Origin of the sequence: Bacillus sp. WP8 (genome assembly GCF_000800825.1) — a bacterium.
GTDB classification, from domain to species: Bacteria; Bacillota; Bacilli; order Bacillales; family Bacillaceae; genus Bacillus; species Bacillus safensis.
The window spans coordinates 1,674,338-1,693,975 of the sequence record NZ_CP010075.1; the positions used below are offsets into that span (position 1 = coordinate 1,674,338).

Sequence of the window (19,638 nt, forward strand, 5' to 3'; positions counted from 1 at the left end):
ATATGATTTATTTTCAATTCATCACAAAATAGTCTATACTGTAGGGTGGAACTTGGTTTGAAAGGAGTACAAATTCATGAATGAAGAGCAGAGAAAAGCGAGCGGACAAGTAAGTTCATCGGACAAAAAATCCGAGAAGGACTACAGCAAATATTTTGAAGCTGTGTACATTCCGCCTTCCTTAAAAGATGCAAAAAAACGGGGTAAAGAAGAAGTCGAATACAATCAATTTCAAATTGACGAGCAGTTTCAAGGGTTAGGGAACGGCCGCAAGTTTTATATTCGCACATATGGCTGTCAAATGAATGAGCATGACACAGAAGTGATGGCTGGTATTTTTATGGCGCTTGGCTATGAACCAACAAATTCAACGGAAGATGCAAATGTCATCTTATTAAACACTTGTGCTATTCGTGAAAATGCAGAAAATAAAGTGTTTGGAGAGCTTGGTCATTTAAAAGCATTAAAACGCGAAAAGCCAGATTTAATTTTAGGTGTATGCGGATGTATGTCACAAGAAGAATCTGTCGTGAGCCGTATTTTGAAGAAACACCCATTTGTTGATTTGATTTTCGGCACGCACAACATTCACCGCCTGCCAGAGCTGTTATCTGAATGTTACCTTTCAAAAGAAATGGTGATTGAGGTTTGGTCAAAAGAAGGCGATGTGATTGAGAACCTTCCGAGAGCCCGTCAAGGTAAAATCAAGGGCTGGGTGAATATTATGTACGGCTGTGATAAATTCTGTACATACTGTATCGTGCCTTATACGCGCGGCAAGGAAAGAAGCCGCCGCCCAGATGAAATTATTCAAGAGGTCAGACGTTTAGCAGCAGAAGGATATAAGGAAATTACCCTTCTTGGTCAAAACGTGAATGCATATGGAAAAGATTTTGAAGATATGGAATATGGTCTTGGCCACCTGATGGATGAGCTGCGAAAAATTGATATTCCACGTATCCGTTTTACAACAAGTCACCCGCGTGATTTTGATGATCACTTAATTGAAGTGCTAGCCAAGGGCGGAAATCTTCTTGATCATATTCATCTGCCAGTACAATCCGGAAGTTCTTCTGTGCTGAAGCTTATGGCGAGAAAATATGACCGTGAGCGCTACCTTGATCTTGTGCGCAAAATCAAAGAAGCTATGCCGAATGCTTCATTAACAACGGACATTATTGTTGGGTTCCCAAATGAAACAGATGAGCAGTTTGAAGAAACACTTTCCCTCTATCGCGAGGTTGAGTTTGATGCCGCTTATACGTTCATTTATTCTCCAAGAGAAGGAACGCCGGCAGCGAAAATGAAAGACAACGTGCCAATGCGTGTGAAAAAAGAACGTCTGCAGCGCTTAAATGCACTTGTGAATGAAATTTCTGCGAAAAAAATGAAGGAATATGAAGGGCAGATTGTCGAAGTATTAGTAGAGGGTGAAAGTAAAAATAACCCTGAGATCCTAGCCGGATATACAAGTAAAAGCAAGCTTGTGAATTTTAAAGCACCAAAAGAAGCGATTGGCAACATCGTCAAAGTGAAAATCACACAAGCCAAAACTTGGTCTCTTGACGGAGAAATGGTTGGAGAAGCTATCGAGGTGAATTAAAATGACACTTTATTCAAAGAAAGAGATTGTCGAGCGCGCAAGAGAGCTCGCTAAAATGATTTCTGAAACGGAAGAAGTTGATTTCTTCAAAAAAGCAGAAGCGCAAATCAATGAAAATACAAAAATTTCAACGATCATTAATCAAATTAAGGCGCTTCAAAAACAAGCTGTGAACTTAAAGCATTACGGCAAACATGAAGCCTTAAAGCAAGTCGAAGAAAAAATCGATGCCCTGCAAGAAGAACTGGATGACATCCCAGTCATTCAAGAATTCAAAGAATCACAAATGGAAGTCAATTCCCTACTTCAGCTTGTAGCGCACACAATTTCGAATCAAGTAACAGATGAAATCATTCTTTCAACCGGCGGTGACCTCTTATTAGGAGAAACCGGTTCAAAAGTGAAAAACTCATCACCAAGTTGCTCCATTAAATGAGAAAACCCCGCAGATGCGGGGTTTTTTATTATATAGATTATATGTTATTTGTATTTTGCTACTGCATCAACATTTTGTTGTTGATGCAGTAGCCCTTGTATTTCGTAAAAAATAAATATTATATTGAAGTGTTATCAACTAAAAATGAATTGATTCTACAGATTAAAAGATTTGAATTGAAACTTAATACTTAATCCAAAAATATTTATTACAATATGAAACTCTCTCATAAAATCCCCTCCCTATATAAAGAAGGGCTACTATCTTTATTACATCAAATGACACCATTTCAGTCAACCCCAATCTCTCACTCTCCAACTTTTCCAATTTTCAAGGCAAGTTTATGGGCGACCATGCATACACTGAAACAGAAATGAATTTAATTGAACATGAAGTTCAAAATCGTGACACACTAGACGAATGCCCAGCATAAGATAAAACGATCAAGAACAAGGAGGCATGCCGGAATGTCTGAATACAGAGAAATTATTACAAAAGCGGTGGTTGCAAAAGGGAGGAAATTCACCCAAAGCACACACACCATTTCTCCATCGCAAAAACCAACCAGCATCCTAGGTGGTTGGATCATTAATCATAAGTATGATGCTGAAAAGGTCGGTAAAACGGTTGAGATCGAAGGAACATTTGATATTAACGTATGGTACTCTTACGCTGACAACACGAAAACAGAAGTCGTCACAGAGCGTGTGAAGTATGTAGACATCATTAAACTGAGATATAAAGATAAAAATTTTCTTGATGATGAGCACGAAGTGATTGCGAAAGTTTTGCAGCAGCCCAATTGCTTAGAAGTGACCATTTCTCCAAATGGCAATAAAATTATCGTTCAGGCAGAGCGAGAGTTCATTGCTGAGGTAGTCGGTGAAACAAAAATTGTTGTAGAGGTCAATTCAGACTGGAAAGAAAAAGATGATCACGAGTGGGAAGAAGAAGTGGATGAGGAGTTAGAGGATATTCATCCAGAGTTCCTAGCAGGTGATCCAGAAGAGTAAGGAATGACTAGGGCGCATATCCCCCTAGTTTTTTTGTGCCTAATCTAGGAGAAAAAAGGTGATTTTTTATGCTATAATTGAAGATGGTATGAATTCGAAAGTAATATAGTGAGGGATTAGAAATATGGCAAGTTATACGCCCATGATACAGCAATATTTAAAGATCAAGGCAGATTATCAAGATGCCTTTTTATTTTTTCGCTTAGGCGATTTTTATGAGATGTTTTTTGATGATGCGAAAGAAGCGGCGCAAGAACTAGAAATTACGCTAACAAGCAGAGACGGCGGCACAATTCCAATGTGCGGCGTTCCATATCATTCTGCTTCTGCATACATAGAACAGTTGATTTCAAAAGGCTACAAGGTCGCCATTTGTGAGCAGGTGGAAGACCCTAAAACGGCAAAAGGTGTAGTCAAAAGGGAAGTCGTTCAACTGATTACACCAGGTACGGTCATGGATGGTAAAGGTTTAAGTGAAAACGAGAACAACTTCATTGCGTCTGTTACCAGCTTTCAAAATGGATACGGTCTTGCGCTGTCTGATTTATCAACAGGTGAAAACATGGCGGCTTTCATCGATCGATTAGATGAAGTCGTATCAGAAATTTATTCTGTTGGTGCAAAAGAAATTGTGGTGTCAAAGCAGCTGGATGAGGAAACAATCAAAACCCTTAAAGAACGCTGCCAAGCAACTATTTCATACGAAGATAGTGATGAACTATTAGAGGAAGCTGAACAGCTCGTTTCCCATCTTGACGACAAGTTAAAAACGGCATTTTTAACACTATATGCCTACTTAAGAAGAACGCAAAAAAGAAGCTTGGATCACCTTCAGAAAGTTCAAGTGTTTGAGCTTGAACAAACGATGAAAATTGATCTTTACTCAAAACGAAACCTTGAATTAACAGAAACGATTCGTTCAAAAAGCAAAAAAGGCTCTTTATTATGGCTGTTAGATGAAACAAAAACAGCGATGGGCGGCAGACTGCTCAAGCAATGGATCGACCGGCCGCTCATTCGTCTTTCGCAAATCAACGAGCGCCAGGAAATGGTGCAAATTCTGATGGATCATTTCTTTGAGCGCGAGGATCTGCGCGAACGATTAAAGCAAGTATATGATCTTGAGCGTCTAGCGGGCCGCGTGGCATTTGGCAACGTGAATGCCCGTGACCTCATTCAACTCAAGGAATCTTTAAAACAAGTACCGGATATTAAACAACTCGTTCAATCATTACCAGAGGAAATGGCAAAATCAAGAGCGAATGAGATTGATCCTTGCGGCGACCTGCTTGATTTATTAGAAGATGCACTTTATGAAAATCCGCCGATGACGATAAAAGAAGGCAATTTGATTAAAGATGGCTACAATGCAAAATTAGATGAATACCGTGATGCCAGCCGAAACGGAAAGGACTGGATTGCACGTCTCGAACAGCAGGAAAGAGAATATACCGGCATTCGCTCATTAAAAGTCGGGTTTAATAAAGTGTTTGGTTATTATATCGAAGTGACACGTGCGAATACACATCTGCTGGAGGAAGGGCGTTATGAAAGAAAACAAACGCTTGCCAATGCAGAGCGGTATATCACACCTGAATTAAAAGAAAAAGAAGCACTGATTCTTGAAGCAGAATCAAATATTAACGAATTGGAATATGAACTATTTACAGCTCTTAGGGAGCAAGTAAAAGGCTATATTCCTAGATTACAGCTGCTCGCAAAACAAATGAGTGAGCTTGATGCGCTTCAATGCTTTGCGACTGTTAGTGAAAAGCGCCGTTATATCCGTCCGGAATTCTCAGAGGATGACGTGGATGTCAAGGATGGCCGTCACCCTGTCGTTGAAAAAGTGCTGGATCACCAGGAATATGTACCGAATGACTGCCATATGGGAAAAGGAAGACAAACCTTACTCATCACTGGACCGAATATGTCAGGGAAAAGTACGTATATGAGACAAATGGCTCTCATCTCGATTCTTGCACAGATTGGCTGCTTTGTACCTGCGTCAAAGGCGACGCTACCAATCTTCGATCAAATCTTTACCCGTATTGGTGCAGCAGATGATTTGATTTCTGGTCAAAGTACTTTTATGGTAGAGATGCTCGAAGCAAAAAATGCGATGGTGCACGCAACGAAAAACAGCTTGATTCTATTCGATGAAATTGGACGTGGGACAAGCACCTATGATGGAATGGCGCTTGCGCAGGCGATCATTGAATTTGTTCATGATCATATTGGGGCCAAAACCCTATTTTCTACACATTACCATGAGCTTACGGTTCTTGAATCTCAATTAAGCGAGCTGAAAAATGTTCATGTGCGCGCTGAAGAGCATGAAGGCACAGTCGTTTTCTTACATCAAATCAAAGAAGGTGCAGCTGATAAAAGCTATGGTATTCATGTAGCGCAGCTAGCTGAATTACCTGATGCCATCATCAATAGAGCCCAGACCATTTTAACGGAGCTTGAGAGCGGATCACATGACGTGACCCCAAACGTATCTGTAGCACCAAAAGTAGAAAAGACTGAAGAAAAACAGCAGCTATCCTTCTTTGAAGTAGAGGAGAAACCGCAGCCAAAAGCTGTCCTAAAACAGAAAGATCAAGCGGTCATCGATGAATTAAAATCATACAACCTAATGGATATGACGCCGCTTGAAGCTATGACAAAGCTGTATGAATTACAAAAGAAATTATAATGTAAGGTGAGGTGAGCAGAAATGGCAAAGATTATTCAGTTATCCGATGACCTATCCAATAAAATTGCTGCAGGTGAAGTGGTCGAGCGCCCAGCTTCTGTTGTAAAGGAGCTTGTGGAAAATGCGATCGATGCAAAAAGTACAGTGATTGAAATCGATGTAGAAGAAGCAGGTCTTTCTTCTATAAGGATTATTGATAATGGGGTTGGAATCGATGCTGAAGATTGTAAGCTCGCCTTCCAGCGTCATGCAACGAGCAAAATCAAAGACGAAAATGATCTGTTCCGTGTCAGAACCCTTGGATTCAGGGGAGAGGCACTGCCAAGTATTGCATCTGTCTCTCATTTAGAAATGAAAACAAGTACTGGCGAAGGAGCTGGGACACACTTAGCTTTGCAAGGCGGGAAGATTATTTCAGAGAAAAAAACCTCTGGCCGCCGCGGCACTGAGATTGTGGTCACCAATTTATTTTACAATACGCCAGCTCGCCTGAAATATATGAAAACCGTTCATACGGAGCTTGGTAATATATCGGATGTGGTCAACCGAATTGCGCTAGCACATCCCGAAGTATCGATCCGTTTGCGTCATCAAGGGAAAGTTCTCCTCCAAACGAATGGAAATGGAGATGTGCGTCATGTACTTGCGGCCATTTACGGAACAGCCGTGGCGAAAAAAATGCTGCCGCTCCACGTACAATCACTTGATTTTGAAGTGAAAGGATATATTTCGTTACCTGAAGTGACGAGGGCATCACGGAATTATATGTCTTCTGTTGTAAACGGCCGATATGTCAAACATTTTCCGCTCGTGAAAGCGATCCATGAAGGATATCACACGCTGCTTCCAATTGGCCGTCATCCAATTACATTTATTGAGATGAAGATGGATCCGATTTTAGTGGATGTGAACGTTCATCCTTCGAAGCTTGAAGTGAGACTAAGTAAAGAACAGGAACTTCATGAGCTGATTAAACAAGGAATTAAGGAAGTATTTCAAAAGCAGCAGCTCATTCCAAGTGCCTCAGTACCAAAAAAAGCACCAATACCAGCTGTGAAAAATGAGCAGCAATCCTTAACCTTTGATGCGAAACAAGGAAACCAAAGCCAACCGGAAACACCGCTAACCTATCAGCCGGAGCCGCACGAGTCGGTCATATACGAGACAAGTTATACCGATGCATATGGGATGCCTAAACAAGAGAAGAGAGAAGCATCATCACCAGTATCTTATGAAGAAGTATCATCTGAGCGTATTCATTTAGAGGAATCCGCCGCTTCATTTGAAGATGAAGAGACGGTACTATATGAAGATGTGACAGAGACGATGCCTGAAAACGAACGCGTCCCTGTGATGTATCCAATTGGGCAAATGCACGGCACATATATTTTGGCTCAAAATGAACGAGGACTTTATATCATTGACCAGCATGCAGCTCAAGAGAGAATCAAGTATGAGTATTATCGTGAGAAGGTGGGAGAGATCGAACAGGAAGTGCAAGAAATGCTCGTCCCCTTAACATTTCACTACTCTAAAAACGATATGCTGATCATTGAAGAGCATAAGGATATTCTAGCGAAAGTGGGTGTCTTCTTAGAGCCCTTTGGTTCAGGAAGCTACATCGTTCGTTCGCATCCGCAGTGGTTTCCGAAAGGTGAAGAGGCTGAACTGATCGAAGAGATTATAGAGCAAGTGCTTAATGAAAAACGTGTTGACATCAAGAAACTGAGAGAAGAAGCGGCGATTATGATGAGCTGCAAAGGCTCAATCAAAGCAAATCGTCATTTGCGTCATGATGAAATCAAAGCCTTATTAGATGAACTCCGGACAACGAAGGATCCATTCACCTGTCCGCACGGCCGGCCGATCATTATTCATCACTCCACTTATGAAATGGAGAAAATGTTTAAACGGGTGATGTGATATAAAAAAAGCGCTCTTAACAGAGCGCTCAGCGTGTAGACAAACCCTCGCATTCGTTGTCAGGTCTGCGCTTCGGTGCTCACGAATGTCAAATTCGCTCCGCTCCGATGCTCGTCCTTCCTAGACTGCAAAGGTTTTCTATCACGCTGAAAAAAAGACAAAGGGCTAAAATTAAGATCATTTTAGCCCTTTGTCAACAATCTGAAGCGCTCTTAACAGAGCGCTTTTTTCTTTAGCATCCGCAAGGATCTGGCGGTGTGACCACAACTGGTCGTGTATTAATATCAATCGTATCTTCTGCATAAAATTTGGAACCAATGCTGATTGCTCGATTTTCTGCGCGGAACGTATATGTACCTGCAGCAGGAAGTACTTTATGTGAAAGCTTTAATGTATATTTGGAAATTCCAAGTAAATCCAGTCTGAGCGGAATACGAACGGTTTGTCCGTTGTTCAAAATGTAGCTGTCTTTTAATGCTTTACCGTTCATAATGTCTTTAGTTGTTGCTTGGAAACCCTTTGGCAGAGTGAACTCAACCGCACCAAGACTTAGAACTGAATTTGGGCTGTACGTCAGCTCAATGTCAGAATAAGACCATTCCTGCTTACTAGCTCCTGTAATTTTAGCGTAAAGCGCAGCTGGCTTTACATTGGTTGATGCTTTGCTTTCGGCTCCTTCAGCAGATGCAGAAAGTGGTATTGACAGCGCCATAACCAATGTGAGCATCCCCAGCATAAGAATCGTCCATGTTTTTTTCATTTTTTCCTTCCCCCTTGTTGAATATAGGTAAATAATAGATGATTACACCCATTATTTACCTATAATGTTACCATATTACCATATGGTATTAAATGGGATATTATACCCTTATTTTGTCATTCTTTAGTAATAGCGGGGGAATAGCGCATTTGGTTGATTCATTCCGTAAAAATGGCCAGGCATTTGTTGGTTTGTTGGCATCATCATATGCATATCTTGATAACCGTATGGATGGTGCGGCATCATCCCGTATCCACCATAATGGCCTAGATGATGGTGATCCTTCATTGGAACATGCTTTGAAAAGTTATCATGCTGATTGGGAAACGTTGAATAGGGTGAATGATGATGTGGATGGTGCGCATTATACATATCTTTTTTGCCGCTATGATAATGGTTTGGCATATTCATATGATCATGCATGTTTGGTGCGATCATATGCTCATGATTGGCTGTATACACATTTTCAAATGTGTGATAGGGATTTTCTTGGTGATAATGATTCATTTGGCTGTTCATATCGTTCATGTATATCTCATCCTTTATGTCAGGTTGCCATATCCTATGAGACAGATTTACTTGATGAGCCTATCCATATGAAAGAAAAAACCGGCTTTTCAGCCGGGAAAAGGAAAAGCAGGTAAAGCGTCAAGCCTTAAATTTCGTAGCGATGTCTTCTTCTACGACGCTTTTTACATCTGCTGCAGACACTTTTAGGAAAATAACAGGGATCGTAGCTTCGAGAGGTATCCCAAAAATCGCTCTCAAACCATTTATCTTTTTTATGACAATACTTTTTTTCTTTACATGGATCCTCATGGTGATGATCGTCATGCTTTTTATGACAGTTTGAGTGGGAATGTTTGCACTTGCATTTGCACATTGTCATCCCTCCTAAATGTGACTCAATGCTAGTATATGCAAGAAAGAGTCATGAGGACTGGATGCTCTCACTTCTTTTATAAAAAAGGCTTTTTCTGAAAAAACTCAAATAAAAAGAATTGACTAGTGCTAAATTAACATGATAAAATATAAATTTTTATCCTCTGATGAAATGTGTTATAATGATATTGTGAATACTTTCGGAGGTGGCGGATTTGTTTCAAATAGGTGATAAAATTGTTTATCCAATGCATGGAGCCGGTGTGATTGAAGGAATGGAAGAAAAAGAGATTTTAGGTAAGACGCAGGAATATTTTCTGATTCAAATGCCGAATATGCAGATGATGGTCCCAAAAGGCAGAATCAATCAACTAGGTATACGTCCGGTAGCAGATCAAGCAACGCTGAAAGTTGTGATGAACAATTTTGCAGAAGAAACAAACGACGACACGCTTACTTGGAAGCAAAGATATGATGAAAATCTGAAAAAGCTAAAAACAGGTGCGATCGAAGATGGTGCAGACGTTGTTAAAGATCTGATGAGACGAAATCAGAAGAAAGCATTAAATTCAAGTGAAAAGAAGATGCTTGAAGATGCAAGAGGCATGTTAGTGAGTGAGATTTCACTTGCACAGGGACTGTCGCAAGATGAAGTGATGACAGCTTTAGAGAATGAATTAAGAATGTAATGATGATATACAGAGACTAGCTGTAAACAGAAGAGGAGACTCCTTTGTTTACAGCTTTTTTGTTTTGAAAAAAAGAGTAATATTGGCATTTTTGTAGGTGGTTTTAACTAATATTGAAAAGAGGTCATACGATTTAGTTTTTACGCGGACAACAAAAATTCAAAGACCTCTGATATACCTAGATGACATTAAAAACAGGTAAGTTTTCCTGATTCATTCAAATGAGCCGGACAACCTTTGAATTTTTTAAGCCATTGATAGTAAAATATTGCGGTAAGATGACACCTAAGAGAAAAAAGGAGCGGTGAAATGAAAAGGTTACTAATATGTGGATTCATCTTTCTTATTCTGTGTACTCTTTTAATGGTGAAATGCACCCATTCTGTTCAAGAAAAAAAAGAGCAAAAGAAGCATTATCAAGAGGTAGAAAAGTATCAAAAAGAGCGAAAACAAGGTGATCAATACGAAAGCTTTAAACAGCTCATACGACATGAAAAAGAAGGGTACGAGATAGAATTTCACGAAAAGGGCGGAAGTGATTTACTCGTATTTTCTCCTCATGGAGGTGAGATTGAACCAGGAACAAGTGAAATTGTAGAAGCCTTTCAAGAAAGCTATTCTACATATTTGTTCGAAGGTACAAAGCAAGACAATAACCGGGACCTGCATATCACGAGTACTAATTTTGATGAACCCGTTTTGGTTCAAATGATTAAAACGTATCCTTTTTCAATTTCCATCCACGGCTATAAAAGTGATAAAAGACACACGCTCGTTGGCGGCACAAATGAAAAAATGCAAAGAGCGGTTGTGCGAGAACTAAGAGATCGAGGATTTTCCGCAGAAATGGTACAAAAAGGCGAACGGCTTTCTGGTACAGATCCTAAAAATATAAATAATCAAAATGCAAGTGGTGAGAGTGTTCAACTAGAAATTAGTACAGCGCAAAGAGAAGCTTTTTTTGACAATTTTGATACGAGAAAAGGAAAGAAAAAAGCATTCAGACGTTATATCAATGCGTTAAAAGAAGTATTAAGAGAATTCGACCCGTCTTCGTAAAAAAGTTTTGATGGGCAAAAGTACTCTATTTAAACTTGGTAAAAAAGATAGGAATATGCGATTTGAGCATAAAATATGTAATAACTTACAATTTGCCTTAAAAACATAAATTATGTAAAATAATAGTTATCAGTTTGATATGATAGAATGGGGCTGAAGTGGATGGCACACAAAATACCATCTTCCGAAGTAGGTGTAAAGATCAATCAATGGTACACGCATATTTGCAAATTTGAAGTTGAACAGGCAAACGGCATGAAGCGCCTTGTTGAAGAAGAAATTCATGATATGGAAGAGGATCAAGATTTACTCCTATATTATTCCCTAATGGATTTTCGCCATCAAATGATGCTTCAGCACTTAGCGCCCGTCCATGCAGGGAGTGAAACGCTTCAAGCAGTGTCCTTTCCTAAAGAAATTGACGATGCAGAAGATGAGATGACAGGCTTACTAGGCTATTATTTTCATTTTTTTCATGGAATGTATGCGTTTATCCAGCGCCGGTATATCGAGGCCATTTCATATTACAAGCATGCGGAACATCAACTGATTTTAGTGACAGATGAGATCGAAAAAGCAGAATTCTACTATAAAATCGCAGAAGTATACTATCATATGAAACAAACTTATTTCTCCATGCACTATGCTAAAAAGGCGAGAGACATCTATAAGAAACATCAGCTTTATGGAAAAAGAAGCATTCAATGTGATTTTGTCATGGCAGGTAATTGGATTGATGTCAATCAGTATCAAAAAGCGCTTCCTTATTTAGAAAAAGCGTTAAAAGTCTGTGAAGCGATGGAACAAAAAGAATGTACATCTTACTTTAAAGCAATGGCTCTTAATAACTTAGGCACTTGTCATTATAGTATGGGAACGTACCATACAGCGACTGTCTTTTTTGAACAAGCCATTTCACTTTATCAGAAAGATCAAGCATCCACGATGATCAAATCGTTGTTTTCACTTGCCCTTACTTGTTTTAAACTCGGAGATATTCAGCGGGCGGGCGAGGCCATCTCTACAGGAATGAAAGAGGCTTGTGTATTGGAAGATGAAATTTATCAGTTAAAATTTCAATTTCTACAGGCGCTCTATTTAGAGAAAGACGGCTGTGAGCAATTGAGGTCGGCCCTTTTTGGTCTAAGAAATAAAAAAATGTTTGCTGATTTAGAGGAATTAGCACTTGATGCGGCTAATTATTATAAGGAACGCGACATGTACAAGGAATCCTCCACTTTTTTTGAGATTGTGATCGAAGCGCGTACGCACATTCAAAAAGGAGATGAGATGTATGAGAACGAAGCATAACATGTCAGCTGCTCAAGTAGATGAAAGACTTCACACTTAAAAATGAGACAAACAACACCCTTTACGCATAAACGTAAAGGGCTTTTTTTCTTTATTCTTTGATTGCTTTTTCTGCGTCAATTGCACCTGCTCCATAAATCATCGGATCATCCCCAGACCACTTGCTTGTATTTTCTTTTAACAGGGTTTTGACTTCATCTGGCGTTAAATCTGGTGAATGCTCTAATAGTAGAGCGCAAATACCAGCACAAATCGGTGTTGCCATCGATGTGCCAGATAACGTTGTATAATCATCGTCTACTCTGCTTGATTTGTCGAGTTTATCCAGAAAGGATCTTGGTGATCTGAGAGAAACGATGTTTACTCCTGGTGCGAGGATATCAGGCTTTGCTTCCCCGTAAACAGTAGGCCCTCTGCTTGAAAATGGTGCCACGATATCGTCACTTGATTCTGGTGTATTCCTGTCATCATAGGCTCCGACCGTAATGACTTTTTGACTGACAGCAGGGCTTGCAATCGTCTGGCTGTTAGGACCAGAGTTCCCGGCAGCGACGCATACAACAATCCCTTGATCCCAAGCCGCGTTGACAGCACGCACCATTGGATCGTCCTGTTCGTCATCATAACGCTGCGCAGCTCCGCCTAGCGACATGCTAATAATATGAATCGGATCATCAGGGTGGTCTTCGTTGAACTGCATGCACCATTCAACACCTTCTATAATAGTAGAAAGTGATCCAGCCCCCTGTTTATTTAACACTTTCACACCAATCAGATTTGCTTTTGGGGCAGGTCCTTTGTATAAGCCGTCTGAGGCGGATCCATCTCCCGCGACATCTCCCGCGCAGTGTGTACCGTGGCCATTATCATCATAAGGCTTTGTTTTTTGTTTGACTAAATCCACAAAATCACGAATTCTTCCATCTAAATCTTCATGCGGATAAATTCCCGTGTCAATGACAGCGACCGTAATGCCTTCACCGGTTAAAGTTGTCCCGTTTCGGATGACTTCTTCAGCATGACTTGCTTGTGTGGCTACGTCCAGCAGCGCATGAACTTTCCGGTCTAAATAAATTTTACGAATATGCTCACCGTTTGCTAATAGCTCCTCTAAAGCAGCAGGGGTTAAATCAGCAGCGCAGCAGTCGATATGTGAAAAATGTCGTTTTATATTTGTTTTTCTGCTTTTTTTCATTAATTGTTTCGTGCTTTGAATTCCTGTCTCGGCTGCACCTTCCTTAAATTCAATGATCACACGAAGCTTCTTTTTCTTCTTCAGCCTGCCTTCGAAAAAACGATGAAGAAAGCATGGCGTCCATTTAAAAGGTTTATAAAGGTGAAGAACGGTTTCTCTTAAAGGCTGATCTAGTTTACTAGCATGTGTTCTGACCATTTGCACCATAGAAAATCCAAACATGTGATGCCCTCCATTCCAGCTATCCATTCTCGTACACTCTTACGTTATGTGATTGAGAACTGCTTGGTTCGGATTCTTGTCCCTTCTTTTCTTTATATTGGCGGCTTGCTTATGCCTTTCAAAAAAGAAAAGCGCTTACATTTTGTAAAATAATAGAAAAAGGTGGAAATCATGTAGAATCTGCCGATGATAGGTGGGAGAGTTCTTCTAAGAGAACCAGCGAATCAAAGGATTTTGCAGAAAAAGGAGGGGTGTAGACAGGGTCAATGCTCATATAAATGTGATGCGTGACAGATGGAAAAAATCAAATCCTTATCAAAAAAAGCCGAATTAAAGAAAACAGACTGGATAGGACTAGGTCATATTAAACATAACGTCATTTCTTTGTCATACTATTCTAACTCTGTTTTCAAAGAGGAGAGGCGTTTCTGTGTATATAAATGCAATTATCTTATTTTTGAGGAATCTCATGATCTAGAGTGTTATGATCAAACGTGAAGAGAAAATGTGGAAAAAATGATAAGAAATGATGATTCAATATAAATCATAGAAACGGCTTAGAAATCTGTTAAAGGAGAACGGGAATGAAGAAGTTTTTTGCTTTGCTTCTCCTGCTTGCGATCGGATGGGGCGTTTATTATACCATGCAAGCACAGGAACATGATGAGCCAGTGTCATCAGGTGGGGAAGACGAAAGCGGTTCAAATGATATTTATCGAAATTTTAAAGAACTGGAAGAAAACGAATCAACAAGCAGCTACAACATTACAGCCAACCCAGTGCCCGGCAGCCGCCTTCTTGTGATGTCACCTCATGGCGGGAGGATTGAAGGCGGCGTGAGCGAGATTGTCCATTTTTTTGACAACGATTTTTCGACGTATTTATTTGAAGGTCTAAGAGAGAATGCATCAGAACTTCATATTACAAGTACAAACTTTGATGAGCCAATCGGCGTCGCGCAGGCAAAAGCACATGATTACGTGTTAGCAGTGCATGGATACAAAGGCGAGGAAGGAATTGACCATACTCTCGTCGGCGGAACAGATTACGACCGTGCAGAGAAAATTGTGAGCTCATTAGAGCGGAACGGGTTTTCTGCTGAACTAGCTGTCGCACACGCAACCCTGAGCGGGACAAGCAATCATAATATTAATAATCTTACTAAAACAGGGCAAAGTGTGCAGCTTGAGATTAGCAGAAGTCAGCGTGAAGCTTTATTTGACAGTTTCGACTTTCGGAGGCGGTCGAGTACAAAAAACGAGACGTTCTATCGTTATGTCAGGGCAATTCGCACAGTGCTTGATGAAGAATATACATAAGGGCCGTGCACATGTTAAGACAAGCAGGGGAATTCTTGTTACACTATGAACAGTGATAACAAAAGGAGAGACGGATATGACGCGTCATCATTTTCATCTTCAGGCAAGCTGGCCTGGTCTGCGTAACGATGTGGGTACAATCGCATGTGAACAATTAAAAACAAAGATTTCGATTCCAAAGGAAATGGACGGTCCAGGTATTGGAACCAATCCAGATGAGATGCTCTTAGGTGCAGCGGCTACGTGTTATATCATTACACTTGCAGCCATGATGGAGCGGAGTCAATTAGAGAAAGAGGATCTATCGATGAGCTCTGAAGCTGTCGTAGATGTGACAAATGGTGTGTTTACTTATGAGGAAATCATTCATCGACCTGTCATCATCCTCAAAGAGACCGCTTCCGCACAAGATATTGAGCTGGCCCGAAAGCTTGCGCATAAAGCCGAAAGCTCATGTATGATTTCAAGAGCTGTTCAGGGTAATGTGAACATTTCCTTAGAAGAAACTATTCAAGCCGGTCGTTAAAACAAAAAAGTCATTTTCTCTTGAAATATGGAGAAAATGACTTTTTTTATGACGTCCATTCGGTTTGATCGAGTTGTGCTTCGGTTTCGTTCTTTTGCTTCTTGGACTGATTTAAGACAATCACGCCGCAGATAACAAGTGCAAGGCCAATGAAGCCTTTCGTGCTGATTGTTTCGTTAAACAGGACAAGTCCTACAAGAGCAGTGAGAGCTGTTCCAACACCAGACCATGTTGCATAGGCAGATGAGAGCTCAATGGTTTTAAGTGCTAAACTGAGGAAAGTAAAGGCGCATCCAAATCCGATCAGTACCCCGATACTCGGCAGCAGCTGCGAAAAGCCTTGAGAAAGCTTCAGCATTGTACTGCCAAAAACCTCCGTTAAAATGGCTCCTGTTAAGTAGAGCATTCCTTTCATGCTCTCTCACATCCTTTATGACATATTTAATAGTACGACCCCTGAGACAAGCATCGCCATCCCAATGACTGCTTTTTGGTTCAAGGTTTCTTTGAAAAAGAGCACGCCAAAAATAGCCGTGAGGACCGTACCAACCCCAGACCATGTTGCATAAGACATGCTAAGCGGAATAATGTTCAGTGTCAATGACAGCATATAAAAAGCAAGTGAATAGCCAGCCACAACGACAGCGCTTGGCTTCCAGCGTGTAAAACCATTAGATAATTTTAACATCGCGGCGCCAATGGCTTCAGAAAAAATGGCCACTGCCAAAAAAAGATATCCGAGGATCATCATCATCCCTCCTCTAATAGGTGTAAAATCCGATGAAGTAAAAGGGTTTTTATCCTCTCTTTTCAGCGGTTCAAGCTGAAATATTTCTGAAAACCAGCATGCTCTGCCATCTGATGAAGGGTGAGCTAGCTTAACCCTTCTTTTAAAATCGTGCTGGCAGCTGCATCAAAAATTTGCTCTTTTTTGGTTTTAGACATAAAAAAAACACCTACTTTACTGAACAGTCGGTAAAGTAAATGTTAACCCATGAAAAAAGAGTGTGTCAATCGATTCATTTTATGAACGGATGTTTTCACTTAAACGTCATATTTAATACCAAGGGTATGGTCCGTACGGCGGGTAAGGAGGCGGGTAAGGGTATCCATAACCATATCCTGGCGCAAGAAGAGATCCAGCAAGCAAGCCTCCAGCAAAACCACCTAAAAATGGAGGTCCAAAGAATCCAGGTCTCCCAAACCCAAAACCAGGGCGTCCAAATCCAAATCCGGGTCTCCCAAACCCAAAACCAGGACGTCCAAATCCGAAACCAAAAGGTCTTCTCATGTCTTCTTGAATAAACGGAGGTGCGTCAAAATAATTCATAATAAAAGGCTCCTTTCTCATAAAATCACTGTAACTGACATCAGTGTATTCCAGTTGCCTACATATGTTTGGGTGAACGCCTAATATAAGGAGGAATGTTAGAAATGGGCCTGTATCCATCTGATTGGGCAAAGTGTCCGCCGCATGCTCATGCGTATAAAGCACGTACGGATGTAACAGAGGGGCATTATCATTTAATAGAAGGTATTTCTCAGCCTGTGAATGGAAGCAGTACTGACCGGCATACTCATTTTTATCGCGGGATCACCTCCTTTGAAAGAGGGCATTTCCACAGGTATTACGGTATCACAGGTCCTGCAATTCCTAGAGTGGATGGAACACATTATCACGAGATTGAGGAAGTCACCTATCCTGCCTACCTCGATTCTGTTCCCATCCCATATGGAGGTGTCGTCTATAGTCCAGATGAGAATCAGCCAACACATAAGCATCGTTTAAAAGGAAAAACATATGAAGTGGTCGGAAATGAACCGCTTGGCTGGTGATGGCCAGGATATAGGAGAGAAAGAAAAGTTATGCTATACTGTAGGCAGTTTTGTAAAAGAGAGTGATGTTATGAATAAAGCGAAGCAGCCAGTAATCGTATTAGTAGGGCCGACGGCTGTCGGCAAAACCAAATTGAGCATTGATATAGCCAAAGCATTTAATGGAGAGATTATCAGCGGGGATTCTATGCAGATTTATAAAGGGATGGATATCGGAACAGCTAAAATCACTCCCGAAGAAATGAATGGCATCCCGCACCATTTAATTGATATTAAACAGCCGGACGAATCTTTTTCGACAGCTGAATTTCAGCAGCTGGTTCGCTCGAAAATCAAAGAGATTGCCGCTAGAGGGAAAACGCCAATGATTGTCGGCGGAACAGGCCTCTATATCCAATCTGTTTTATATGATTACACATTTACGGATGAGAAAAGTGATCCTGTTTTTAGAGAAGAAATGGCGCTGTTTGAACAGCAGCACGGCGCGATTTTGCTGCACGAAAAGCTAAAGGCAGTAGATCCTGATGCGGCAAATGCTATTCATCCGAATAACGTCCGCCGCGTGATTCGGGCGCTGGAAGTGATCCATACAACAGGTCAGAAAATGTCGGAAATGCAAAACGGGCATCAAGAAGTTCCTCTTTATGATACAGCCTTCATTGGGCTGAAAATGGATCGAGAGCTTTTGTACGAGCGCATTCATCAAAGAATTGATATGATGATAGATGAGGGCTTAATTGAAGAAGTGAGAGCACTTTATCAATCAGGCTTGAAGGATTGTCAGTCTGTTCAAGCCATTGGTTATAAAGAGCTGTATACCTATTTTCAAGGTGACTGCTCACTTGATGAAGCCATCCAGCAATTAAAGCAAAATTCCCGTAGATATGCGAAGCGTCAGTTCACGTGGTTCCGTAATAAAATGGCGGTCACTTGGTTTGATATGACACCGCCTTGCCACTTTTCAGACAAAAAAGAGGAAATTTTCGCATATATAGCAGGAAAGCTTGGACTTAAAGCGAAACTGTAGTTATCAGAATCAAGGAGGACGAAACATGAAACCGATTAATATTCAGGAGCAGTTTTTGAATCAGATCCGCAAAGACAATACATTTGTCACAGTATTCTTACTGAATGGCTTTCAGCTTCGCGGTCAAGTGAAAGGATTTGACAATTTCACGGTGCTGCTTGAAACAGAAGGAAAGCAGCAGCTTATTTATAAACACGCCATTTCTACATTTGCACCTCAAAAGAATGTAAATCTGGAATTAGAATAGTATAGGTTGTATTGAATAGCCCCATGCCTCTGCGAATAAACCGGCCGAACCCGCTACGTTTTTTGTCAGTGCAGAGGGGCTATTTTGTATGCAATGAAACTTTTCTGCCGATTTTCCGTATAATTCCTTATTGGATATTAGAAGGGTGAGGGGATTCATATGGAAAATGCAGAGCTTGAATTAAGAAGGATTAGAGTAATCCTCCTTTTGATTGGAATTGTAGTCTTGTTTGGATCGTGCGCTATCTCAAACATTGAAACGAGACAAGAAAGTTGGAATAACCATTCTCATGAAAATGCAGATGGCGTTTTACCATCATCTGCTGCACTAAAAAATAATCACTTTGCTGTTGTGAAAGATGATCAAGTACATGTGTACCGATTTGATGAAAAAGAAGGAGAACTGACGCTCGTTACAACGAAATACATAGATGAATGGGATGAAGAAGAATATGATGATGGCCTTGATGATGAAGAGTAAGCACGTAAATTTACAAATGAATGTGAAGCCGCTACACTATAATCATGCATCAGACATCTAGACAGAAAAGGATGAGTTCATGACACATAAAATTAAAATTAATCATTGGGAACAAACTTGTGAAGACGATTCCTGTTTCGAATATGGAACAAGTGTTTCTGTAAATGGGAAAGAATTAGTGAGAGAAGCTTCAATCGCCTCTGCGCTTGAAGCGGTGCTAAAAGAATTAGGTGTTGAAGTGGAAATTACAGAAGTGTCAGAAGATTTACAGTGCGATGCCTACAAAAAATAAAACAAAAAGTCTAGTCTACTAAGCGATTTTTTTTCGTGTTATGATAGATTTCGGTTTCAGTTGAATAGGGAGTAGAGCAGTCTATTTTTAGATCCTGTTCTGCTCTATTTATTTGAA

Annotated in this window: 21 protein-coding genes; 15 read left to right on the forward strand and 6 right to left on the reverse strand. The window is 40.5% G+C overall.

Annotation, left to right across the window (positions count from 1 at the left end; all coding sequences use genetic code 11):
- Window positions 1-76: 76 nt before the first annotated feature.
- The 5 genes from miaB (at window position 77) to mutL (ending at window position 7,676) form a co-directional block, all read left to right on the forward strand.
- Window positions 77-1,603 (forward strand): tRNA (N6-isopentenyl adenosine(37)-C2)-methylthiotransferase MiaB, encoded by a 1,527-nt coding sequence (miaB, locus tag QR42_RS08250; protein ID WP_034281907.1) that lies wholly within the window; start codon window positions 77-79, stop codon window positions 1,601-1,603.
- Window position 1,604: 1 nt separating this feature from the next.
- Window positions 1,605-2,039, forward strand: coding sequence for a regulatory iron-sulfur-containing complex subunit RicA (locus QR42_RS08255; RefSeq protein ID WP_008358013.1), 435 nt, complete (start codon window positions 1,605-1,607; stop codon window positions 2,037-2,039).
- Between the two features lie 467 nt (window positions 2,040-2,506).
- Window positions 2,507-3,052: an outer spore coat protein CotE gene (gene cotE, locus QR42_RS08260; protein WP_039178732.1), complete on the forward strand. Its 546-nt coding sequence runs from the start codon at window positions 2,507-2,509 to the stop codon at window positions 3,050-3,052.
- 124 nt (window positions 3,053-3,176) lie between these two features.
- Window positions 3,177-5,753 carry a DNA mismatch repair protein MutS gene (gene mutS, locus QR42_RS08265; protein ID WP_039178735.1) on the forward strand — a complete coding sequence of 859 codons (2,577 nt, stop codon included), beginning with the start codon at window positions 3,177-3,179 and terminating at the stop codon, window positions 5,751-5,753.
- Window positions 5,754-5,774: 21 nt separating this feature from the next.
- On the forward strand, window positions 5,775-7,676 hold the full coding sequence (gene mutL, locus QR42_RS08270; RefSeq protein WP_039178738.1) for a DNA mismatch repair endonuclease MutL: 1,902 nt from the start codon (window positions 5,775-5,777) through the stop codon (window positions 7,674-7,676).
- Between the two features lie 232 nt (window positions 7,677-7,908).
- Here mutL and bslA read toward each other — a convergent pair whose 3' ends face one another.
- On the reverse strand, window positions 7,909-8,436 hold the full coding sequence (bslA, locus tag QR42_RS08275) for a biofilm surface layer hydrophobin BslA (RefSeq protein ID WP_039178741.1): 528 nt from the start codon (window positions 8,434-8,436) through the stop codon (window positions 7,909-7,911).
- A gap of 123 nt (window positions 8,437-8,559) precedes the next feature.
- Window positions 8,560-8,964, reverse strand: a complete 405-nt coding sequence (locus tag QR42_RS08280) for a hypothetical protein (RefSeq protein WP_039178745.1) — start codon at window positions 8,962-8,964, stop codon at window positions 8,560-8,562.
- 569 nt (window positions 8,965-9,533) lie between these two features.
- On the opposite strand from QR42_RS08280, the gene QR42_RS08290 reads away from it, so the two are divergent.
- From QR42_RS08290 to QR42_RS08300, 3 genes are all read left to right on the forward strand, one after another.
- Window positions 9,534-10,007, forward strand: a complete 474-nt coding sequence (locus QR42_RS08290; protein WP_039178750.1) for a CarD family transcriptional regulator — start codon at window positions 9,534-9,536, stop codon at window positions 10,005-10,007.
- 309 nt (window positions 10,008-10,316) lie between these two features.
- On the forward strand, window positions 10,317-11,066 hold the full coding sequence (locus QR42_RS08295; protein ID WP_039178752.1) for a poly-gamma-glutamate hydrolase family protein: 750 nt from the start codon (window positions 10,317-10,319) through the stop codon (window positions 11,064-11,066).
- A gap of 162 nt (window positions 11,067-11,228) precedes the next feature.
- On the forward strand, window positions 11,229-12,377 hold the full coding sequence (locus QR42_RS08300; protein WP_039178755.1) for a Rap family tetratricopeptide repeat protein: 1,149 nt from the start codon (window positions 11,229-11,231) through the stop codon (window positions 12,375-12,377).
- Between the two features lie 91 nt (window positions 12,378-12,468).
- On the opposite strand, the gene QR42_RS08305 is transcribed toward QR42_RS08300, so the two are convergent.
- A complete protein-coding gene (locus QR42_RS08305; RefSeq protein ID WP_039178758.1) occupies window positions 12,469-13,794 on the reverse strand; it encodes a S8 family peptidase in 1,326 nt (441 codons plus the stop codon).
- A gap of 584 nt (window positions 13,795-14,378) precedes the next feature.
- On the opposite strand from QR42_RS08305, the gene QR42_RS08310 reads away from it, so the two are divergent.
- Both QR42_RS08310 and QR42_RS08315 read left to right on the forward strand, forming a co-directional pair.
- Complete coding sequence (locus tag QR42_RS08310) at window positions 14,379-15,113, forward strand: poly-gamma-glutamate hydrolase family protein (protein WP_039178760.1); 735 nt, start codon at window positions 14,379-14,381, stop codon at window positions 15,111-15,113.
- A gap of 76 nt (window positions 15,114-15,189) precedes the next feature.
- Complete coding sequence (locus QR42_RS08315) at window positions 15,190-15,639, forward strand: OsmC family protein (protein ID WP_039178763.1); 450 nt, start codon at window positions 15,190-15,192, stop codon at window positions 15,637-15,639.
- Between the two features lie 46 nt (window positions 15,640-15,685).
- Here QR42_RS08315 and erbB read toward each other — a convergent pair whose 3' ends face one another.
- The 3 genes from erbB to QR42_RS08330 all read right to left on the reverse strand — a co-directional run bounded on the left by erbB (window position 15,686) and on the right by QR42_RS08330 (window position 16,969).
- The gene (gene erbB, locus QR42_RS08320; protein WP_039178767.1) at window positions 15,686-16,054 is read right to left on the reverse strand and encodes an SMR family multidrug efflux transporter EbrB; all 369 of its coding nucleotides are present in this window, start codon (window positions 16,052-16,054) and stop codon (window positions 15,686-15,688) included.
- A 15-nt stretch (window positions 16,055-16,069) separates the two neighbouring features.
- The gene (gene erbA, locus QR42_RS08325; RefSeq protein WP_039178769.1) at window positions 16,070-16,387 is read right to left on the reverse strand and encodes an SMR family multidrug efflux transporter EbrA; all 318 of its coding nucleotides are present in this window, start codon (window positions 16,385-16,387) and stop codon (window positions 16,070-16,072) included.
- A gap of 309 nt (window positions 16,388-16,696) precedes the next feature.
- Window positions 16,697-16,969, reverse strand: coding sequence for a hypothetical protein (locus QR42_RS08330; protein WP_039178773.1), 273 nt, complete (start codon window positions 16,967-16,969; stop codon window positions 16,697-16,699).
- A 104-nt stretch (window positions 16,970-17,073) separates the two neighbouring features.
- Here QR42_RS08330 and QR42_RS08335 point away from each other — a divergent pair, with 104 nt between their 5' ends.
- The 5 genes from QR42_RS08335 (at window position 17,074) to QR42_RS08355 (ending at window position 19,521) form a co-directional block, all read left to right on the forward strand.
- Entirely contained in the window at window positions 17,074-17,475 is a 402-nt protein-coding gene (locus QR42_RS08335; protein ID WP_039178775.1) for a YmaF family protein, read from the forward strand.
- Between the two features lie 70 nt (window positions 17,476-17,545).
- A complete protein-coding gene (miaA, locus tag QR42_RS08340) occupies window positions 17,546-18,502 on the forward strand; it encodes a tRNA (adenosine(37)-N6)-dimethylallyltransferase MiaA (protein WP_039183114.1) in 957 nt (318 codons plus the stop codon).
- A gap of 25 nt (window positions 18,503-18,527) precedes the next feature.
- Entirely contained in the window at window positions 18,528-18,749 is a 222-nt protein-coding gene (gene hfq, locus QR42_RS08345) for an RNA chaperone Hfq (RefSeq protein WP_024424088.1), read from the forward strand.
- 159 nt (window positions 18,750-18,908) lie between these two features.
- Window positions 18,909-19,229: a YmzC family protein gene (locus QR42_RS08350; protein WP_039178780.1), complete on the forward strand. Its 321-nt coding sequence runs from the start codon at window positions 18,909-18,911 to the stop codon at window positions 19,227-19,229.
- Between the two features lie 79 nt (window positions 19,230-19,308).
- The gene (locus QR42_RS08355) at window positions 19,309-19,521 is read left to right on the forward strand and encodes a hypothetical protein (RefSeq protein ID WP_039178783.1); all 213 of its coding nucleotides are present in this window, start codon (window positions 19,309-19,311) and stop codon (window positions 19,519-19,521) included.
- Window positions 19,522-19,638: the final 117 nt, after the last annotated feature.